General features: G+C 65.3%; 11 protein-coding genes. 8 read left to right on the forward strand and 3 right to left on the reverse strand.

The window, feature by feature from the left end:
• Positions 1-1,386 (forward strand): chromosomal replication initiator protein DnaA, encoded by a 1,386-nt coding sequence (gene dnaA, locus ACQU6B_RS00005; RefSeq protein WP_430868001.1) that lies wholly within the window; start codon positions 1-3, stop codon positions 1,384-1,386.
• Between the two features lie 6 nt (positions 1,387-1,392).
• On the opposite strand, the gene ACQU6B_RS00010 is transcribed toward dnaA, so the two are convergent.
• Complete coding sequence (locus ACQU6B_RS00010; RefSeq protein ID WP_430868002.1) at positions 1,393-1,911, reverse strand: tetratricopeptide repeat protein; 519 nt, start codon at positions 1,909-1,911, stop codon at positions 1,393-1,395.
• A gap of 460 nt (positions 1,912-2,371) precedes the next feature.
• On the opposite strand from ACQU6B_RS00010, the gene dnaN reads away from it, so the two are divergent.
• The 5 genes from dnaN (at position 2,372) to gyrA (ending at position 10,130) form a co-directional block, all read left to right on the forward strand.
• Positions 2,372-3,499, forward strand: coding sequence for a DNA polymerase III subunit beta (gene dnaN, locus ACQU6B_RS00015; protein WP_430868003.1), 1,128 nt, complete (start codon positions 2,372-2,374; stop codon positions 3,497-3,499).
• A gap of 10 nt (positions 3,500-3,509) precedes the next feature.
• Complete coding sequence (gene recF / locus ACQU6B_RS00020; protein WP_430868004.1) at positions 3,510-4,718, forward strand: DNA replication/repair protein RecF; 1,209 nt, start codon at positions 3,510-3,512, stop codon at positions 4,716-4,718.
• Complete coding sequence (locus tag ACQU6B_RS00025) at positions 4,690-5,268, forward strand: DUF721 domain-containing protein (protein ID WP_430868005.1); 579 nt, start codon at positions 4,690-4,692, stop codon at positions 5,266-5,268. The genes recF and ACQU6B_RS00025 overlap by 29 nt, the downstream gene beginning before the upstream one ends.
• A 136-nt stretch (positions 5,269-5,404) precedes the next feature.
• Positions 5,405-7,396, forward strand: coding sequence for a DNA topoisomerase (ATP-hydrolyzing) subunit B (gyrB, locus tag ACQU6B_RS00030; RefSeq protein ID WP_430868006.1), 1,992 nt, complete (start codon positions 5,405-5,407; stop codon positions 7,394-7,396).
• Complete coding sequence (gene gyrA, locus ACQU6B_RS00035; RefSeq protein ID WP_430868007.1) at positions 7,386-10,130, forward strand: DNA gyrase subunit A; 2,745 nt, start codon at positions 7,386-7,388, stop codon at positions 10,128-10,130. The genes gyrB and gyrA overlap by 11 nt, the downstream gene beginning before the upstream one ends.
• A gap of 98 nt (positions 10,131-10,228) precedes the next feature.
• Here the strand turns inward: gyrA and ACQU6B_RS00040 are convergent, their stop codons facing one another.
• Positions 10,229-11,635, reverse strand: coding sequence for an MFS transporter (locus ACQU6B_RS00040; RefSeq protein ID WP_430868008.1), 1,407 nt, complete (start codon positions 11,633-11,635; stop codon positions 10,229-10,231).
• 81 nt (positions 11,636-11,716) lie between these two features.
• Between ACQU6B_RS00040 and ACQU6B_RS00045 the strand changes: the two genes are divergently transcribed.
• Both ACQU6B_RS00045 and ACQU6B_RS00050 read left to right on the forward strand, forming a co-directional pair.
• On the forward strand, positions 11,717-12,706 hold the full coding sequence (locus ACQU6B_RS00045; RefSeq protein ID WP_430868009.1) for a serine aminopeptidase domain-containing protein: 990 nt from the start codon (positions 11,717-11,719) through the stop codon (positions 12,704-12,706).
• A gap of 31 nt (positions 12,707-12,737) precedes the next feature.
• Complete coding sequence (locus tag ACQU6B_RS00050; protein ID WP_430868010.1) at positions 12,738-13,508, forward strand: glycerophosphodiester phosphodiesterase; 771 nt, start codon at positions 12,738-12,740, stop codon at positions 13,506-13,508.
• An 18-nt stretch (positions 13,509-13,526) separates the two neighbouring features.
• On the opposite strand, the gene ACQU6B_RS00055 is transcribed toward ACQU6B_RS00050, so the two are convergent.
• Positions 13,527-16,028, reverse strand: coding sequence for an FAD-dependent oxidoreductase (locus tag ACQU6B_RS00055; protein WP_430868011.1), 2,502 nt, complete (start codon positions 16,026-16,028; stop codon positions 13,527-13,529).

Genomic DNA, 16,028 nt, shown 5'->3' on the forward strand with positions numbered 1-16,028 from the left:
GTGGCATCGGATGACTTGACGCAGACCATTGATCAAGTCTGGTCCCAGGCGGTAGATCTACTGCGCGAGGACGACGCGCTATCGCCCCAGAACCGTTCCTTTTTGCGCCTCATCAAGCCGCTCGCGGTTGTCGAGGGCAATGTCTTCCTCGCCGTCGCGGAGGAGTTCACCAAGAACAAGGTGGAGTCGACGATCAGGGGTCCGCTCACCGAAGCGCTCAGCGAGGTCATCGGTCACGACATTCGAATCGCCGTCACCGTCGACGCGTCGATCCGTCCTCCCAGCCCGGCGTACGCCCAAAACGATGGCGAGCACCACACTCCTCGACCCCCGCGCAAGGCGGCTCCGGTAGAGGATCCTCACCTAAACCCCAGGTATACGTTCGACACCTTCGTTATCGGATCGTCAAACCGCTTCGCGCACGCCGCCGCTTTGGCCGTCGCCGAGTCTCCGGGTAAGACCTACAACCCACTGTTCATCTACGGAGACTCCGGCCTAGGTAAGACGCACTTGCTCCACGCGATTGGCCACTACACGCGCCATCTCAAGCCAGAGACCCGGGTCCGCTACGTGAACTCCGAGGAGTTCACCAACGACTTCATCAACTCGATTCGCGATGACCGTTCGCTCAGCTTCAAGCGTCAGTACCGCGAGGTGGACGTGCTGCTGGTTGACGACATTCAGTTCCTGCAGGGCAAGGAGCAGACGCTCGAGGAGTTTTTCCACACTTTCAACGCTCTGCATAACGCGGGAAAGCACGTGGTCATCACCTCGGATGTGAGCCCCCGCAACCTCGACGGGATCGAGGAGCGCATGCGCACTCGATTCGAGTGGGGCCTCATGACGGACGTGCAGCCGCCTGACCTCGAGACTCGCATCGCGATCCTTCGCAAGAAGGCTCAGGCCGACGACGTGCAGGCCCCCGGGGATGTCCTTGAATACATCGGATCGAACATCACGAGCAACATCCGTGAGCTCGAGGGTGCATTGATTCGCGTGACCGCGTTCGCCGCTCTCAATAAGCAGGCCGTCGACCTCAGCCTGGCTCAGGTGGTCCTCAAGGATCTAATCTCCGACGACGACTCAGAGATCACGGCGTCCACCATCATTTCGATCACCGCTGAGTACTTCGGCATCACCATCGAAGAGGTCACGGGGACGAGCCGCAGTCGCGTGTACGTCACCGCGCGCCAGATCGCGATGTACCTGTGCCGCCAACTCACCGATCTATCGCTTCCTAAAATCGGCGACCACTTTGGCGGCAAGGACCACACCACGGTCATGTACGCGGTCAAGAAGGTCGAAGGCCAGATCGCGCAGCGTCGACAGATGTATAACCAGGTCAACGAGATCCACGCCCGCATCAAGCAGCAGTCCCGCGGCTAACTCAGACTATCTAGAAGTCTCCGCCCGCTCCTGATGGGTGACGAGGGCATTCGCGTAGGCGGTCATCGAGCGCTGATACAGGGGTAACTCCCGAGCCAGCGCCAACAGCGCGACGCGCAGCGCATCGTCGTGACGTCCCAGGTCATGCAGCGCCAGTGCGCGCACTACCGAGCCCGCCTCGCCGATGACGGCAGCTGCCTCCTCGCCGCTGGATGAGGAGTCGTCGAGCACGGCGAGACACTCCTCCAGCCGGCCCTCGGCCCGCAAGGAGCTTGCCAGCTGCAGCAGCGCCCGCGGCCTGCGCGCGCCATCGAGCCCGGCCTCCAGGGCCAAGCGGTAGAGATCGATCGCCTGAGATGTACCGCCCGTCGAGTCATGGACAGCAGCCGACTCGTACAGAGCAGCCCCATCATTACCGGGGTGCTGCTCCGCCAGAGAACTCATCTGGGACAGCATCGCGGCGGGTCGTGACTCATCAAAGTCGGTCCAAAATCCATCAATCAGGTCGTCCCAAGGGGTCTGCATACGAACATTCTCGCGAATTTTTCCCAGCGCCGCACCAGAACCAAAAACGGACTTCCATGCAGTTTGATGTAGTTCGGACGTCTTGCACAATTGTTAATAACGCTGTGGATACCCGTGGACGCAGGCTCGGTCCCCAGTGGACACAATGTGGACGAATCACAAATCCTGTTAACGACCGTCACGCGGTTCACAGGCCCTCTGGCGTCATGCGAACTTCTATCCCGAATCCGTACACAACCCAGTCTTGTCATTTACCAGCGATAACGACAGATCTCCACAGTTTCCCGTGCCCCTATGACTACTACCTATCTTCTTCTCTTAGATTTCTACTGGTCCTTCATTGGGATTCCGCGCCCCAACAGTCGAGGTCATGTCAGACCTCTCGAGTGACATGGAGCCAACCCTTGTCATTTTGACCCGCGGTTGGCGTAGTCTGTGCGACAGACATGAGGAGTGTTCAATGAAGTTTTCCGTCGACCGCGACGTACTTGCAGATGCTGTTGCTTGGACTTCGCGCGCCGTTCCGGCGCGACCACCCGTTCCGGTCCTAGCTGGCGTACGCATCGTTGCCGACGACACCGGCACCGTGAGGCTCGCGAGCTTCGACTACGAGGTCTCCGCTCGCAGCGAGTTTGCCGCCGATGTGGAGACGCCCGGCGAGGTTCTCGTTTCCGGTCGACTGCTGCGTGAGATCGCGAACGCGCTTCCTCACAAGCCCGTGCAGTTCGTTCTCGACGGCACCAAGGTCGCGGTGACGTGTGGCGCGGCCCGCTTCACCCTCGCGACCATGCCGGTTGACCAGTACCCCACGCTTCCGGAGTTCCCCGCGCAGTCCGGCACTATTGACGGCACCGAGTTCCAGCGCGCCGTTAGTCAGGTCACGTCTGCCGCGTCTCGCGACGAGACGCTCCCCATCCTTACCGGCGTGCGGATGGAGATCGACGGCTCGAATATCTCGCTGCTCGCCACCGACCGCTACCGCCTAGCGCTGCGTGAGTTGAGTTGGAAGCCATCGGCGCCAGATGCCTCAGCTGTAGCCCTCATCCGCGCGAAGACCCTCAACGAGACCGCCAAGTCCCTCAGCGCGGGCGATGTCACCGTCGCCTTGAGCGCCGGGCAGGGCGTCGACCTGGTCGGCTTTGAGGCGGGTGGGCTAGTGACCACCTCGCTCCTGATGGACGGCGACTACCCTCAGGTGCGTCGCTTGTTCCCGGACGAGAGCCCCATCACGGCCGTCGTGAAGACTTCGGATCTGATCGAGGCAACCAAGCGCGTGGCCCTCGTCGCCGAGCGAAACTCGTCGGTGCGACTCGCCTTCACCGAGGGAGAAGTCACCCTCGACGCCGGTCAGACCGATGACGCCCAGGCCTCCGAGGCGCTCGAATGCACTCTGAATGGCGAGCCGATCGTGGTCGCGTTCAACCCGGCGTTCCTCCTGGACGGCCTCAACGCTTTGGGCTCCGACTACGTGCAGCTGGGCTTCACGCAGGACACCAAGCCGGTGGAGTTCGTGGGGCTCGACAAGCCGGGCGGGACCATCGCATCCGAATTCCGTTACCTGCTGGTGCCCATCCGCATCGCCTCCTGACTGAGCGCAGATGCGCGTCACGCACCTCCAGCTCAACGACTTTCGCTCCTACGAGTCGGTCGATGTGCAGTTCGGCCCCGGGGTCACCACCCTGGTAGGGCGCAACGGGCAGGGCAAGACCAACGTCGTGGAGGCGGTTCGCTACCTTTCGACTCTGTCGAGCCACCGCGTAGCGACCGATGCGCCGCTTATTCGGTTCGGCTCGCAGCGGGCGGTCGTCGGAGCCCGGGTTGATAAGGCCGGTCGGTCGCTTTCGATAGAGGTCACCCTGGTGGCCGGCAAGGCCAACACCGCCCGTCTCAATCGAGGAAACGCGAGGCCGCGCGACCTGGTGGGAATCGTGCGCACCGTGGTCTTCGCACCCGAGGACCTCGCTCTGGTCAAGGGTGATCCGGGTGGCCGCCGCACCTTCATGGACGAACTCTGCGTCGCTCTCCAGCCGCCACTTGCGGGAGACATGTCTGACTACGACAGGGTGCTCAAGCAGCGTTCCAGCATGCTGAAGACCGCGAGAAACGCGCGCGGCGACCTGACGATGCTGGATATCTGGGACGAGAAGCTGGCCGAGCTGGGTGGGCGAATAGTTGCCGCGCGCCGGCGTGCCGTCACCATGCTCGCGCCCTTTGTGGCGACCGCGTACGCGGATGTCGCGCCAGATGGGGGCGACTGTGTGGTCTCCTACTCGACCTCCCTGGACCGCGGCGAGGGCCGCGACGCGATTGATGATCCCCTGCCGCCCGCCGCATCGGCCGCCGAAATCGGTGAACGGCTGCTCGAGCGGTTGCGTCAGTTACGGCCCAAGGAGATCGACCGAGGGGTGACGCTCGCGGGTCCCCACCGGGATGATCTTGAGATCAGGCTGGGAGCGATGCCAGCAAAGGGGTACGCGAGTCACGGCGAGAGCTGGTCGTGCGCGCTCGCCCTGAGGCTCGGTTCGTATGACCTCCTGACCGCAGACGACGGCCCGGACTCCGCCGCGGACGGCGAACCGATCCTCATACTGGACGACGTCTTCGCGGAGCTGGATGCCGGGCGCCGAGCTGCCTTGGCCGCGCGCCTCGTGGACGCGAGCCAGGTACTGATTACTGCTGCCGTGGCCGAGGATGTTCCCTCCGCACTGGCTGGTGACGTCATCCAGGTGGCCGGCGGCACGCTCTCGCGCACGTCAGAGCCGGCCGTGGCATCGACTGGTGAAGAGCCGGACGGCGACGATGACTGAAGGCGACGAGGTGCCCATCGGCGAGCCGGCGGCATCCGAAACTCCCAACCGTAAGGAGGGAGCCGACCTTGCGCGCGAGGCGATGGCGAGGGCGCGCGCCTCGGCCAAGCAGCGCGGCGCGTATCGGACCTCCCCTACGGCGGCGATCGTCAAGCGCGAATCCAAGCGCCGATCAAGCCAACCCTTTAGCGGCGGGCGCGACCCCCTCGCGATGAGCGACGCCGTGGACACCCTGATGCGCCGCATGGGATGGACGGAGCAGCTGGAGGTGTCCGGGGTGACCGGGCGTTGGCGTGAGGTGGTGGGTGACCAGATCGCCGATCACTGCGAGCCGCTCGGCTTTGACGAGGGGATCCTGACGGTGAAGGCGAAGTCCACCGCGTGGGCCACTCAGTTGGCGATCATGTCCGGCCAGATCAGACATCGCATCAACGAGGAGTTTGGCCGCGACATCGTCCGCGAGATCAAGGTCGTTGGCCCCACGACGCGCTCGTGGAAGAAGGGTCCGCGCACCGTTCCGGGCCGCGGGCCTCGCGACACCTACGGATAGCGCCAGTTTCTCAAGGGCCACCCGTTCTTCACAGATAGCCGAAAATCACACAAAACCCGGCCTAAAACGCGCTAGAATTGAGCGAGTTACCATGCGTGCCGTCGAGGCGTGCGACATTCGCTTAAAAGGGGAATTTGTGGCCGAGAATGACGCCCAGGCTGACAGGCCTGCATACGGTGCCGGAGATATCACGGTCCTCGAGGGCCTCGAAGCAGTCCGCAAGCGACCGGGTATGTACATCGGATCAACCGGAGAGCGTGGTCTTCACCACCTTGTTTACGAGGTCGTAGACAACTCCGTTGACGAGGCTCTGGCCGGCTATTGCGACACGATCACCGTCACCCTTTTGGCTGATGGCGGCGTGCGCACCACCGACAACGGCCGCGGTATCCCCGTCGACATTCACCCGACGGAGGGCAAGCCGACCGTCGAGGTCGTCATGACCATCCTGCACGCGGGCGGAAAGTTTGGCGGCAGCGGCTACGCGGTCTCGGGCGGTCTGCACGGCGTGGGTATCTCCGTCGTGAACGCGCTGAGTTCCAAGGTAGAGACCGTCGTCCGGCGCCAGGGCAACGTGTGGCGCCAGACCTTTGCCGAGGGCGGTAAGCCGCAGGGCACGCTCGTCAAGGGTGAGGCGACCGAGGAAACCGGAACGCAGCAGACGTTCTGGGCGGACGACACCATCTTCGAGACCACCGATTACGACTTTGAAACCCTGCGCGCCCGCTTCCAGCAGATGGCCTTCCTGAACAAGGGCCTGGCCATCTCGCTCACCGACGAGCGCCCGGATCACATGGAAGAGGACGAGGACGGTAATCAGGTCCAGCGTTCGGTCGAGTACATGTACGAGGGCGGCCTGGTCGACTACGTCAAGCACCTCAACGCGACCAAGAAGGCTGACCTCGTTCACCCCGACGTCATCAGCTTCGAGCAGGAGAGCCCCGACAAGCAGATCTCCGCTGAGCTCGCGATGCAGTGGACCAACGCCTATTCGGAATCCGTCTTCACGTACGCGAACACCATCGCGACCACCGAGGGCGGTGCGCACGAGGAGGGCTTCCGCGCTGCGATGACGTCGCTGGTGAATCGCTACGCGCGCGAAAAGGGAATCCTGAAGGACAAGGACGACAACCTCACGGGTGACGACGTCCGCGAGGGACTCACTGCCGTGATCTCGGTGAAGTTGGCCGAGCCGCAGTTCGAGGGCCAGACCAAGACCAAGCTCGGCAACACCATCGCCAAGACGTTCGTGCAGAAGATCGTCCACGAGCTGCTCACGGACTGGTTCGACGGCCACCCGAACGAGGGCCGCGAGGTCATCCGCAAGGCGATGCAGGCATCCCAGGCCCGCATGGCGGCGCGCAAGGCCCGCGAGGCCACGCGCCGCAAGGGTCTGCTCGAGTCCGGCGGAATGCCCGGAAAGCTCAAGGACTGCCAGTCTAAGAACCCGGAAGAGTGCGAGATCTTCATTGTCGAGGGTGACTCCGCAGGCGGCAGCGCCGGCGCGGGTCGCGAGCCCCACAACCAGGCGATCCTTCCCATTCGCGGCAAGATCCTCAACGTTGAACGCGCCCGCCTTGACCGAGCACTGGGCAACAACGAGGTCCAGGCCCTGATCACTGCGTTCGGCGCGGGCATCGGCGAGGACTTCGACATCGACAAGGCTCGCTATCACAAGATCGTGCTGATGGCGGATGCCGACGTCGACGGTCAGCACATCGCGACGCTGCTGCTGACGCTGCTGTTCCGCTACATGCGCCCGCTGATTGAGGCCGGCTACGTGTATCTGGCCCAGCCGCCGCTGTTCAAGCTCAAGTGGAGCAACGCGGACCACGAGTACGTGTACTCGGACCGTGAGCGTGACGCCCGCATCGAGGACGGCATCAAGAACGGCAAGAAGATTCCCAAGGAGAACGGCATCCAGCGCTACAAGGGTCTGGGTGAGATGAACGACGAGGAACTTCGGGTTACCACCATGGACCCCGAGACCCGCACGCTCCTGAAAGTCACCATGGATGACGCAGCGGCTGCCGAGGAGGTGTTCGTCACCCTGATGGGAGACGACGTCGAGGCACGCCGTAACTTTATCCAGCGCAACGCGAAGGACGTGAGGTTCCTTGACATCTAATCCCATTACCCCCGGCATTTCTGAGCGGGTCGTAAACCACGGAACCATTGAGGCAGTGGACCTCAATACCGAGATGCAGCGGTCCTACCTGGACTACGCCATGTCGGTCATTGTGGGACGCGCCCTCCCCGACGTCCGCGACGGACTCAAGCCCGTCCACCGGCGCGTCATGTACGCAATGTTCGACGGCGGCTACCGCCCGGATCGCGCCTACTCGAAGTGCTCGCGCGTGGTCGGCGACGTCATGGGTAAGTTCCACCCCCACGGCGACTCGGCAATTTACGATGCGATGGTCCGCCTGGTCCAGCCGTGGGCGCTGCGTTACCCGCTGATCGACGGCCAGGGCAACTTCGGTTCCTCCGGAAACGACGGCGCCGCCGCCTCGCGGTACACCGAGTGCAAGATGGCCCCGCTGGCGCTCGAGCTGGTCCGCGAGATCGACAAGGACACCGTCGACTTCCAGGACAACTACGACGGCCGTACCCAGGAGCCCGTCGTGCTTCCCGCGCGCTTCCCCAACCTGCTGGTCAACGGCTCGTCCGGAATCGCAGTCGGTATGGCGACGAACATCCCGCCGCACAACCTCCGCGAGGTCGCCGAGGGTGTGCAGTGGTCCCTCGACAACCCGGACGCGACGCGTGAGGAGTTGCTCGAGGCGCTCATCGAGCGCATCAAGGGACCGGACTTCCCGACCGGCGCCACCATCCTTGGCCGCCGCGGAATCGAGGAGGCCTACCGCACCGGTCGTGGCTCGGTCACGATGCGCGCGGTGGTCAACATCGAGGAGATCCAGGGCCGCATGTGCCTGGTCATCACCGAGCTCCCGTACCAGGCCAACCGCGACAACCTGGCGATCAAGATTGCTGAGCTGGTCAAGGACGGCAAGGTCCAGGGCATCGCCGACCTCCGCGACGAGACCTCCGGTCGAACCGGACAGCGACTAGTCGTCGTGCTCAAGCGCGACGCGGTCGCCAAGGTGGTCCTCAACAACCTCTACAAGCACACGCAGCTGCAGGAATCGTTCGGCTGCAACATGCTCGCGATCGTCGACGGCGTGCCGCGCACGCTCGCGCTCGACGGGTTTGTCCGTCACTGGGTCACCCACCAGCTCGAGGTCATCGTCCGTCGCACTCGCTATCGCCTACGCGAAGCGGAGCGCGAGGCGCACATCCTTCAGGGTTACCTCAAGGCGCTCGACGCGATCGACGAGGTCATCGCCCTCATCCGGCGCTCGCCCACCGTGGACGAGGCGCGCACAGGGCTGATGGAGCTGCTCGACGTGGACGAGGTCCAGGCGACCGCGATCCTCAACCTGCAGCTTCGCAGGCTGGCCGCCCTCGAGCAGCAGTCGATCACCAAGCAGTACGAGGCGCTCATGAGTGAGATCAAGGATCTCAACTCGATCCTCGAATCCCCGAACCGCCAGCGCGCGATCATCGGCGAGGAGCTCGGCGAGATCGTCCGCAAGTACGGCGACGACCGCCGCACCGAGATCTCGTTGTTCGACGGCGAGGTCGACATGGAGGACCTCATTGCCGAGGAGGAGGTGGTGATCACCATCACCTCAGGTGGCTATGCCAAGCGCACCCGCTCGGACCAGTACCGTGCGCAGAAGCGCGGCGGCAAGGGAATCCGCGGTGCGACCCTGCGCAGCGACGACATGGTTGACACCTTCATGGTCACCACGACGCACCATTGGCTGCTGTTCTTCACGAACATGGGCCGCGTGTACCGCGCCAAGGGCTACGACCTGCCCGAGGGCGGCCGCGACTCCAAGGGCCAGCACGTGGCGAACCTGCTTGAGTTCCAGCCCGGCGAGGAGATCGCCCAGGTCCTGGCGCTCAAGAAGTACACGGACAAGCCGTTCCTGGTGCTCGCCACCAAGCGCGGCCTGGTCAAGAAGAGCCGCCTGGAGGATTACGACTCCAACCGCTCGCGCGGCTTGATCGCGATCAACCTGCGCGACGTCGAGGGCGAGGACGGCGAGATGCGTCCCGACGAACTCGTGGCGGCGCGCTTGGTCTCGAACGAGGACGACCTCATGCTGGTCTCCCGCAAGGGCCAGTCGCTGCGCTTCAACGCTCACGACGGGGAGCTGCGTCCCACCGGACGGGCGACCTCCGGCGTCAAGGGCATGAGCTTCCGCGACGAAGACGAGCTGCTGGCAATGGACGTGGTTGCTGCGGGCGTTCCCGAGGCGGCTGACGTGGCAGACGGCGACAGTGCTGACGCACCCGCAGTCACCGACACCGATGGCCCCTACTCGTTCGTGGTCACCGAGCACGGGTTCGCCAAGCGAACCGCCGCATCGGCCTGGACCGCGAAGCACCGTGGCGGCCTTGGCGTGAAGGTAGCCAAGCTCACCGAGGAACGCGGCGACCTAGTCGGCGCGCTGTTGGTGGACGAGGGCGACGAGGTGCTGGTCATCATGCAGTCGGGCAAGGTGCTGCGCTCGAGCGTGGACCAGGTCGACGCGCGAGGCAAGAACACCATGGGCGTCACGTTCGCGAAGCCCGCGAAGGGCGACCGGATCATCGGCATCGCACGCAACGTGGAGCGCAAGCTCTCGGGCGACGACGAAGCCGAGGGTGAGGCGGCCGCGGAGACCGCAACTGCGGCCAGCGAGTCCGCTACCGCGGACGCCGCCGCACCCGCAGCACAATCCGCTCCTACGGAAGCGGCGACGGCTGAGGATGCGGCAACTCCGGATAACGGAGCGACGCCCGAAGGCTGAACGACCCCAGATAGCTGAATGACGCGAAAGCCCGGGCCCCTCGAACGTTGAGGCGCCCGGGCTTTAGTGTTTCGGGTGCTGCGCCGTCGGAGCCGGAGCTACTGGGGAGCCGCGGCCTCGACCGCGGCGCGCCGCCCACCGGTACCGGGGACGCGCACGAAGAACAGCATGATCATGCCGGCCAACACCACAGCGACGATTCCGAGCACGCCCCAGATGGTGGCGCCGGTGATTGCGATCGTGAGGGTCCACATTCCCGGTGCCAAGAACGAGGCGGCTCGGCCAGTGGTGGCGTAGAGGCCGAAGATCTCGCTCTCGCGCCCGTTGGGGCTGACGCGTGCAAGTAGTGAACGGGACGCGGCCTGCGCCGGACCCACAAAGGCCGTGAGCATGAGGCCGAACACCCAGAACACCGCCGTGCCTGAGGCGTGGAACGCGACTACAGCGAGGCCGCCAGTCACGATTCCTCCCAAGGCAACAAGGATGACGGGGCGCGGACCAAAGCGGTCGTCGAATAGCCCCGCGACAATCGTGGAGACTCCAGCGATCAGGTTGGCGGCGATACCGAAGATAATGACCTCGGTGTCCTCAAAGCCGAACGACACGGCGGCGATGATCGCGCCAAACGCAAACACTCCGGCGAGCCCGTCGCGGTAGACCGCGGACGCGATGAGGAACCACAGAGTGCTGCGCGCGTTGCGCCACAACTCCTTGAGGTCCTGAACCAAGACGGCGTAGCCGCGGAAGAACCCCACCTTCTCGCGGTCCGAGGCCGGAGCCTCCGGTACGTAGGCGAAGATGGGCCACGCGAACAGGAGCGTCCAGATCGCGCACCCCACCGCGATGAGGCGATAGGTCATTCCGTTTGAGGTGTCGAGGCCAAACCAGTCAAGCCCGTCGAGGACCACGACGGCCACCAGGGCGATGATGCCGCCAACGTAGCCCAGGCCCCAGCCGAGTCCGGACACTCGCCCGACGCTCTTGGGGGTGCTGACCTGGACCAGCATCGCGTTGTAGTTAACGCTCGCTATCTCGTTGAAGACGGCGCCGATCGCAATCACCGAGACGCCCAGCAAGAAGTAGGGCGGGCTGGCTTGCACAAAGAACAAAGCGAACATGCACAGCACCAGGACTCCGGTGCTGAATCCCAACCAAGCCTTGCGACGCCCAGTGGCATCGGCGCGCTGGCCGAGGACCGGTGCCACGAGCGCGACGAGCACGCCTGCGAGCGTCATCGCCAATCCCAGGTGCGTGGTCAAGGTAGCGATGGCGGACTCGTAGGCGGGATCGCCTTTACCGAGCGCCGCGACCGCGGGATCAATGAAGGCGTCGCTAGCCAGGTACAGCGCAACAAAGACAAAGGTGATGATGACCGAGTTGAAGGGCTGCGTCGCCCAGTCCCAGAGCGCCCAGGCGATGACTCTCTTACGAGGCACATCCGGCTCTTTGATGAGTTTCGGGATGCCCACTACGTCGAGGGGCGGTGGCGTCGGCGCTTCCGTCATACGACCTAGTGTGCCGGTACGGGGTTACGAACAGGTAGCAAACGCGCTAACCGGCTGGTCTTTGACCGATACGATCGGAAAATGGACAAGAACGAAGCCGCCTCGAACAACGTCCCCGCCGAGCTGGAATGGCAGGCCGACGTCCTCGACGGGTACGAGGTGGCCGCGCTGGCCCCGGCCACTCGGCCCCGCGACAGCCGGGGCGCCGCTCGTACCCTGGTGCGCCGTCGCGATCAGCCCGCGACGCCCCGCGCCATCGCGCTGCACGTTCACGGACGCAACGACTACTTCTTCCACACTCACCTCGCCGATGCGCTGGTCGCGGACGGGCTGGCCTTCTACGCCGTCGACATGCGCCGGGCGGGCAGGTCGCTGCAACCGGGCGACACCGCGCACCACTTCACGCGTATCTGGGAGGTGGGTGACGACATCACGGCGGCTATCGATGCCGCGGTCGCCGACGCTGGCGACCTGCCCGTGATCGTGCACTCGCACTCGACCGGCGCCCTGGGTGCGGCCATCTGGGCCAACGACGTCTCACACCCCAACCTTGCGGGCGTGATCCTCAACAGCCCACTGTTCGGACTGCGCCTCAAGGGCTGGAAGGCCGTGGGGATCGAGGCGACGCCGGTGATCGGCAGGATTGCCCCTCGCCTGGTGATGGACCCGGCCCCCACGGTCTACACGCGTCGGCTGCTTGCGGACGATGGCGGCGGCTGGACGTTCGACTCGGCGTGGAAGAAGTCGACGGGGGAGCCCGCGACGGCGGGATGGCTCGGGGCGACGGTGTCAGCCCGTCGCCGAGTCGCTCGCGGCCTAAAGATTCAGGTTCCGGTGTTGCTCGCTCACGCGGACTCGAGCGGGCCGGACAAGTTCGACAATCCCCGGGTCGACTCGCAGGACACGGTGGTCGACGTTGACGCCATCCGTCGCTACGGACCCGGCCTGGGCTCCAACGTGACCATGCTCGAGGTCGCGGGGGCCATGCACGACGTCTCGCTCTCCGCGCCGGGACCGCGGCAGGTGTACCTCGACGCGGTTGGTGAGTGGCTCACCACAGTTTTGCCGTAGTCCCCGCGCGTTCGTGACTTACGGTGGTGGGATGGACCTTCGACACCCGTACTTCGACAACGGCGGCAATCCGATCGCGCTCGCGCACCGGGGCTTCTCCCTGGACGGCCTCGAGAATTCCATGAAGGCCTTTCAGGCCGCCGTGGACCTGGGCTATCGCTACTTGGAGACCGACGCGCACGGCACGCGGGACGGAGTGGCGGTGGCGCTGCACGACGCGACGCTAGACCGCACCACTGACGCCACCGGCGCCGTAGAGAATCGCGGCTGGGACTCCGTCAAGGTGGCCCGCATCGGCGGCATCGAGCCGGTGCCCGCGCTCGAGGACGTGCTCGGGACCTGGCCCGACGTCAGGGTGAACATCGACGTCAAGGGCGAGTCCGCCATCGAGCCCGTGGCCAAGGTGATCGAGAAGACCAAGTCGCACGACCGCGTGTGCGTGGGTTCGTTCTCCGCGGACCGGCGTCGCAAGACCCTCAAGCTCCTGAGCCGGCCGGTGGCTTCCCCGGCCGGTCAGCGCGAGGCGGTGGGCTGGTTGCTCGGCTCGTGGCTCGGGGCCGATCCCGAGATCACCCTGGGTGAGGTCGATGCGCTCCAGATCCCGTGGCGCAGGGGCCGCGTGAAGCTGCTTCACCAGCGCCAGATCGACTCCGCTCACGCGGTGGGGCGACAGATCCACGTGTGGACCATCAACGACCCGGCCGAGATGACGGAGCTGCTGGACCTTGGCGTGGATGGCATCGTCAGCGACCGCGCCGATCTCCTCAAGTCCGTGCTGCAAGCACGCGGACAGTGGGGCTAGGGGCGTGGTCCTGCCGGCCTAGATGAACAGCGAGGTGCCGGACTCCTGAGCCTCGCCCAGGAACGTCGCCACCCCGGCCAGCTCGACGCCGTCTAGCAGGTCCGACTGAGTCATCCCCAGTAGGTCCATCGTCATGGTGCAGCCCAGCAGGCGGGCGCCGCCCTCCTGCGCGCCGGCGATCATGTCTGGCAGGGTCGGCACATTGTGCTGCTTCATGACGCCCTTGATCATCGAGGTTCCCGCGCCCATCATGTGCATCTCAGACAGGGTCAGCTTGGTGGCCCCCCGCGGCATCATGGCGCCGAACATCTTGTCCATCATCTTCTTCTGACGCTTGGGCGGGTCGGACTTGCGCAGCCCGTTGAGGCCCCAGAAGGTGAAGAACATCGACACCTCTTGGCCCATGGCCAGCGCGCCGTTGGCGATGATGAACGCGGCGATCTGCTTGTCCAGGTCGCCGGAGAACACCACCATTGACAGCTTGTTACCGGCGGGCTTGCCGCCCCCGACGGACATCGGGTGCACGCCGCCCTTGCGGAACGTCGCGACGTAGCCGGGCCCCTTGGGTGTCATCTCGACCAGGGTGTGGCCGTTCTTGGAGGCCCACGCTGGCGCGTCGAGCGCGAAGCCCGGATCGGACACGGTCACCCGGACCTCGTCGCCAGTCTTGGCCGCCTTCATCGCGCCGGAGAGGCGCATGATCGGGCCAGGGCAGGCGAGCCCGGTGCAGTCGAGGTCGGTGAGCTGACCCGTCGCGGCCGCCACTGCGGAGGCCACGGAGATCTTCTCCGCGTAGTTCTCCATGGGAGGCTGCGCCTCGTACTCGGCCTTCTCCGTGTCGTGCACGTGCTTGAACGTGGTGGAGCCGCCGGACAGGGTGCTGACGTCCGTGAAGCCGTTCTGCACCAGGATCCGGTACGCGAGGTATGAGCGGAAGCCCACCGCGCAGTACAGGCGCACCGGCCTGGCGCGGTCCCAGTCCTTGATGGCCTCGCGCAGGGTTCCGAGCGGCACGCATTCGGCGCCCGGAAGGTGCCAGATGTCATATTCCTCGGGGCCGCGCACATCCACGAGCCGCGCGCCGTCCACAGCGGCGGGGAAGTCCTCGGAGTACCAGAGTTTGAGGTCGCCGAGCAGGACGTTCGAGGCCACGAACCCGGCCATGTTGATGGGGTCCTTGGCGGATCCGAACGGGGGCGCGTAGGCGAGTTCCTGCTCCTCCAGGTCGTGAACGGTGAGGCCGGCCCGGATGGCCATGGCGAACAGGTCGATGCGCTTGTCGACGCCGTCGAAGCCGCACGCCTGTGCGCCCAGTAGCGTGCCGTCGGTCGGCGAGAACAGCACCTTGATGTGCATCATCGCGGTGCCGGGGTAGTACCCGGCGTGGCCCGAGGGGTGGAGGTGGACCACGCGGTACTCCACCCCCGCGGCATCGAGTTGGCGCGAGGTGGCCCCGGTGCCTCCGGCCACCATGTCGAAGACCTTGACGATGCTGGTGCCCTGGGTGGACTGGTACTCGGTGGCACGCCCGCAGATGTTCTCCGCGGCGACGCGTGCCTCGCGGTTCGCCGGTCCGGCGAGCGGCGCCAGGTAGGACCCGGGGAGTACGGGGTGCAGGGTTTCGACGGCGTCGCCGGCCGCGTAGATGTCTGGGTCAGAGGTGCGCATGTGGGTGTCGACCTTGATGCCGCCGTGCTCCCCTAGCTCGATGCCGGCCTGCTTTGCGAGCCCCACCGATGGGCGGACGCCGGCGGCCAGAACCACCAGGTCCGCGGGGATGTTGATGCCCGAGTTGAGTTCCACGGTGACGCGGTCGGCGCCGTCAGAGTCGGAGAGCGGCTGGAAGGCCGCGGCCGCCGTGGACAGGTGCAGGCCGATGCCGCGCGTGGTGAGGTGCTGTTCCACCGGGGTGGCGATCTCGTGGTCGACCGGGGGCAGGATCTGGTCGGACATCTCGACCACGTCCACCTTGACGCCGCGGTGGTGCAGGTTCTCCGCCATCTCGAGGCCGATGTAGCCGGCACCCACGACCACGGCGCGCACGATGCCGCGCTTGCCGTCCTTCTGCGCGGTGATCGCCGCGTCTAGTCGCGTCTTGATCTTGTCCATATCGCCGATGCGTCGCAGCACCTCGACGGCCGGGTTGTCGATCCCCGGTAGCGGCGGGCGCAGCGCCTCGGCCCCCATGCAGAGCGCCAACTTGTCGTAGGACTCGGTGTACTCCTTGCCGCCGTCTACCTCGCGCACCGTGACGGTCTTGGCCGCGCGGTCGATGGACAGCACCTCGGTGCCGATGCGCACGTCGATGTTCAGGGACTCACGCAGGCTCTCGGGGGTCTGCAGCAGCAGGCGGGAGCGATCGGCGATGACCTCGCCTACGTGGTAAGGAAGACCGCAGTTGGCGAAGGAAACGTGGTGCCCGCGCTCGAAGACGACTATTTCCGCCTGCTCGTCCAGGCGTCGCGCCCTCGCTGCTACTGATGCTCCTGCGGCTACGCCGCCGACGACGATGAGTTTCAT

Source organism: Demequina aurantiaca (genome assembly GCF_050598105.1).
Lineage (GTDB): Bacteria > Actinomycetota > Actinomycetes > Actinomycetales > Demequinaceae > Demequina > Demequina aurantiaca_A.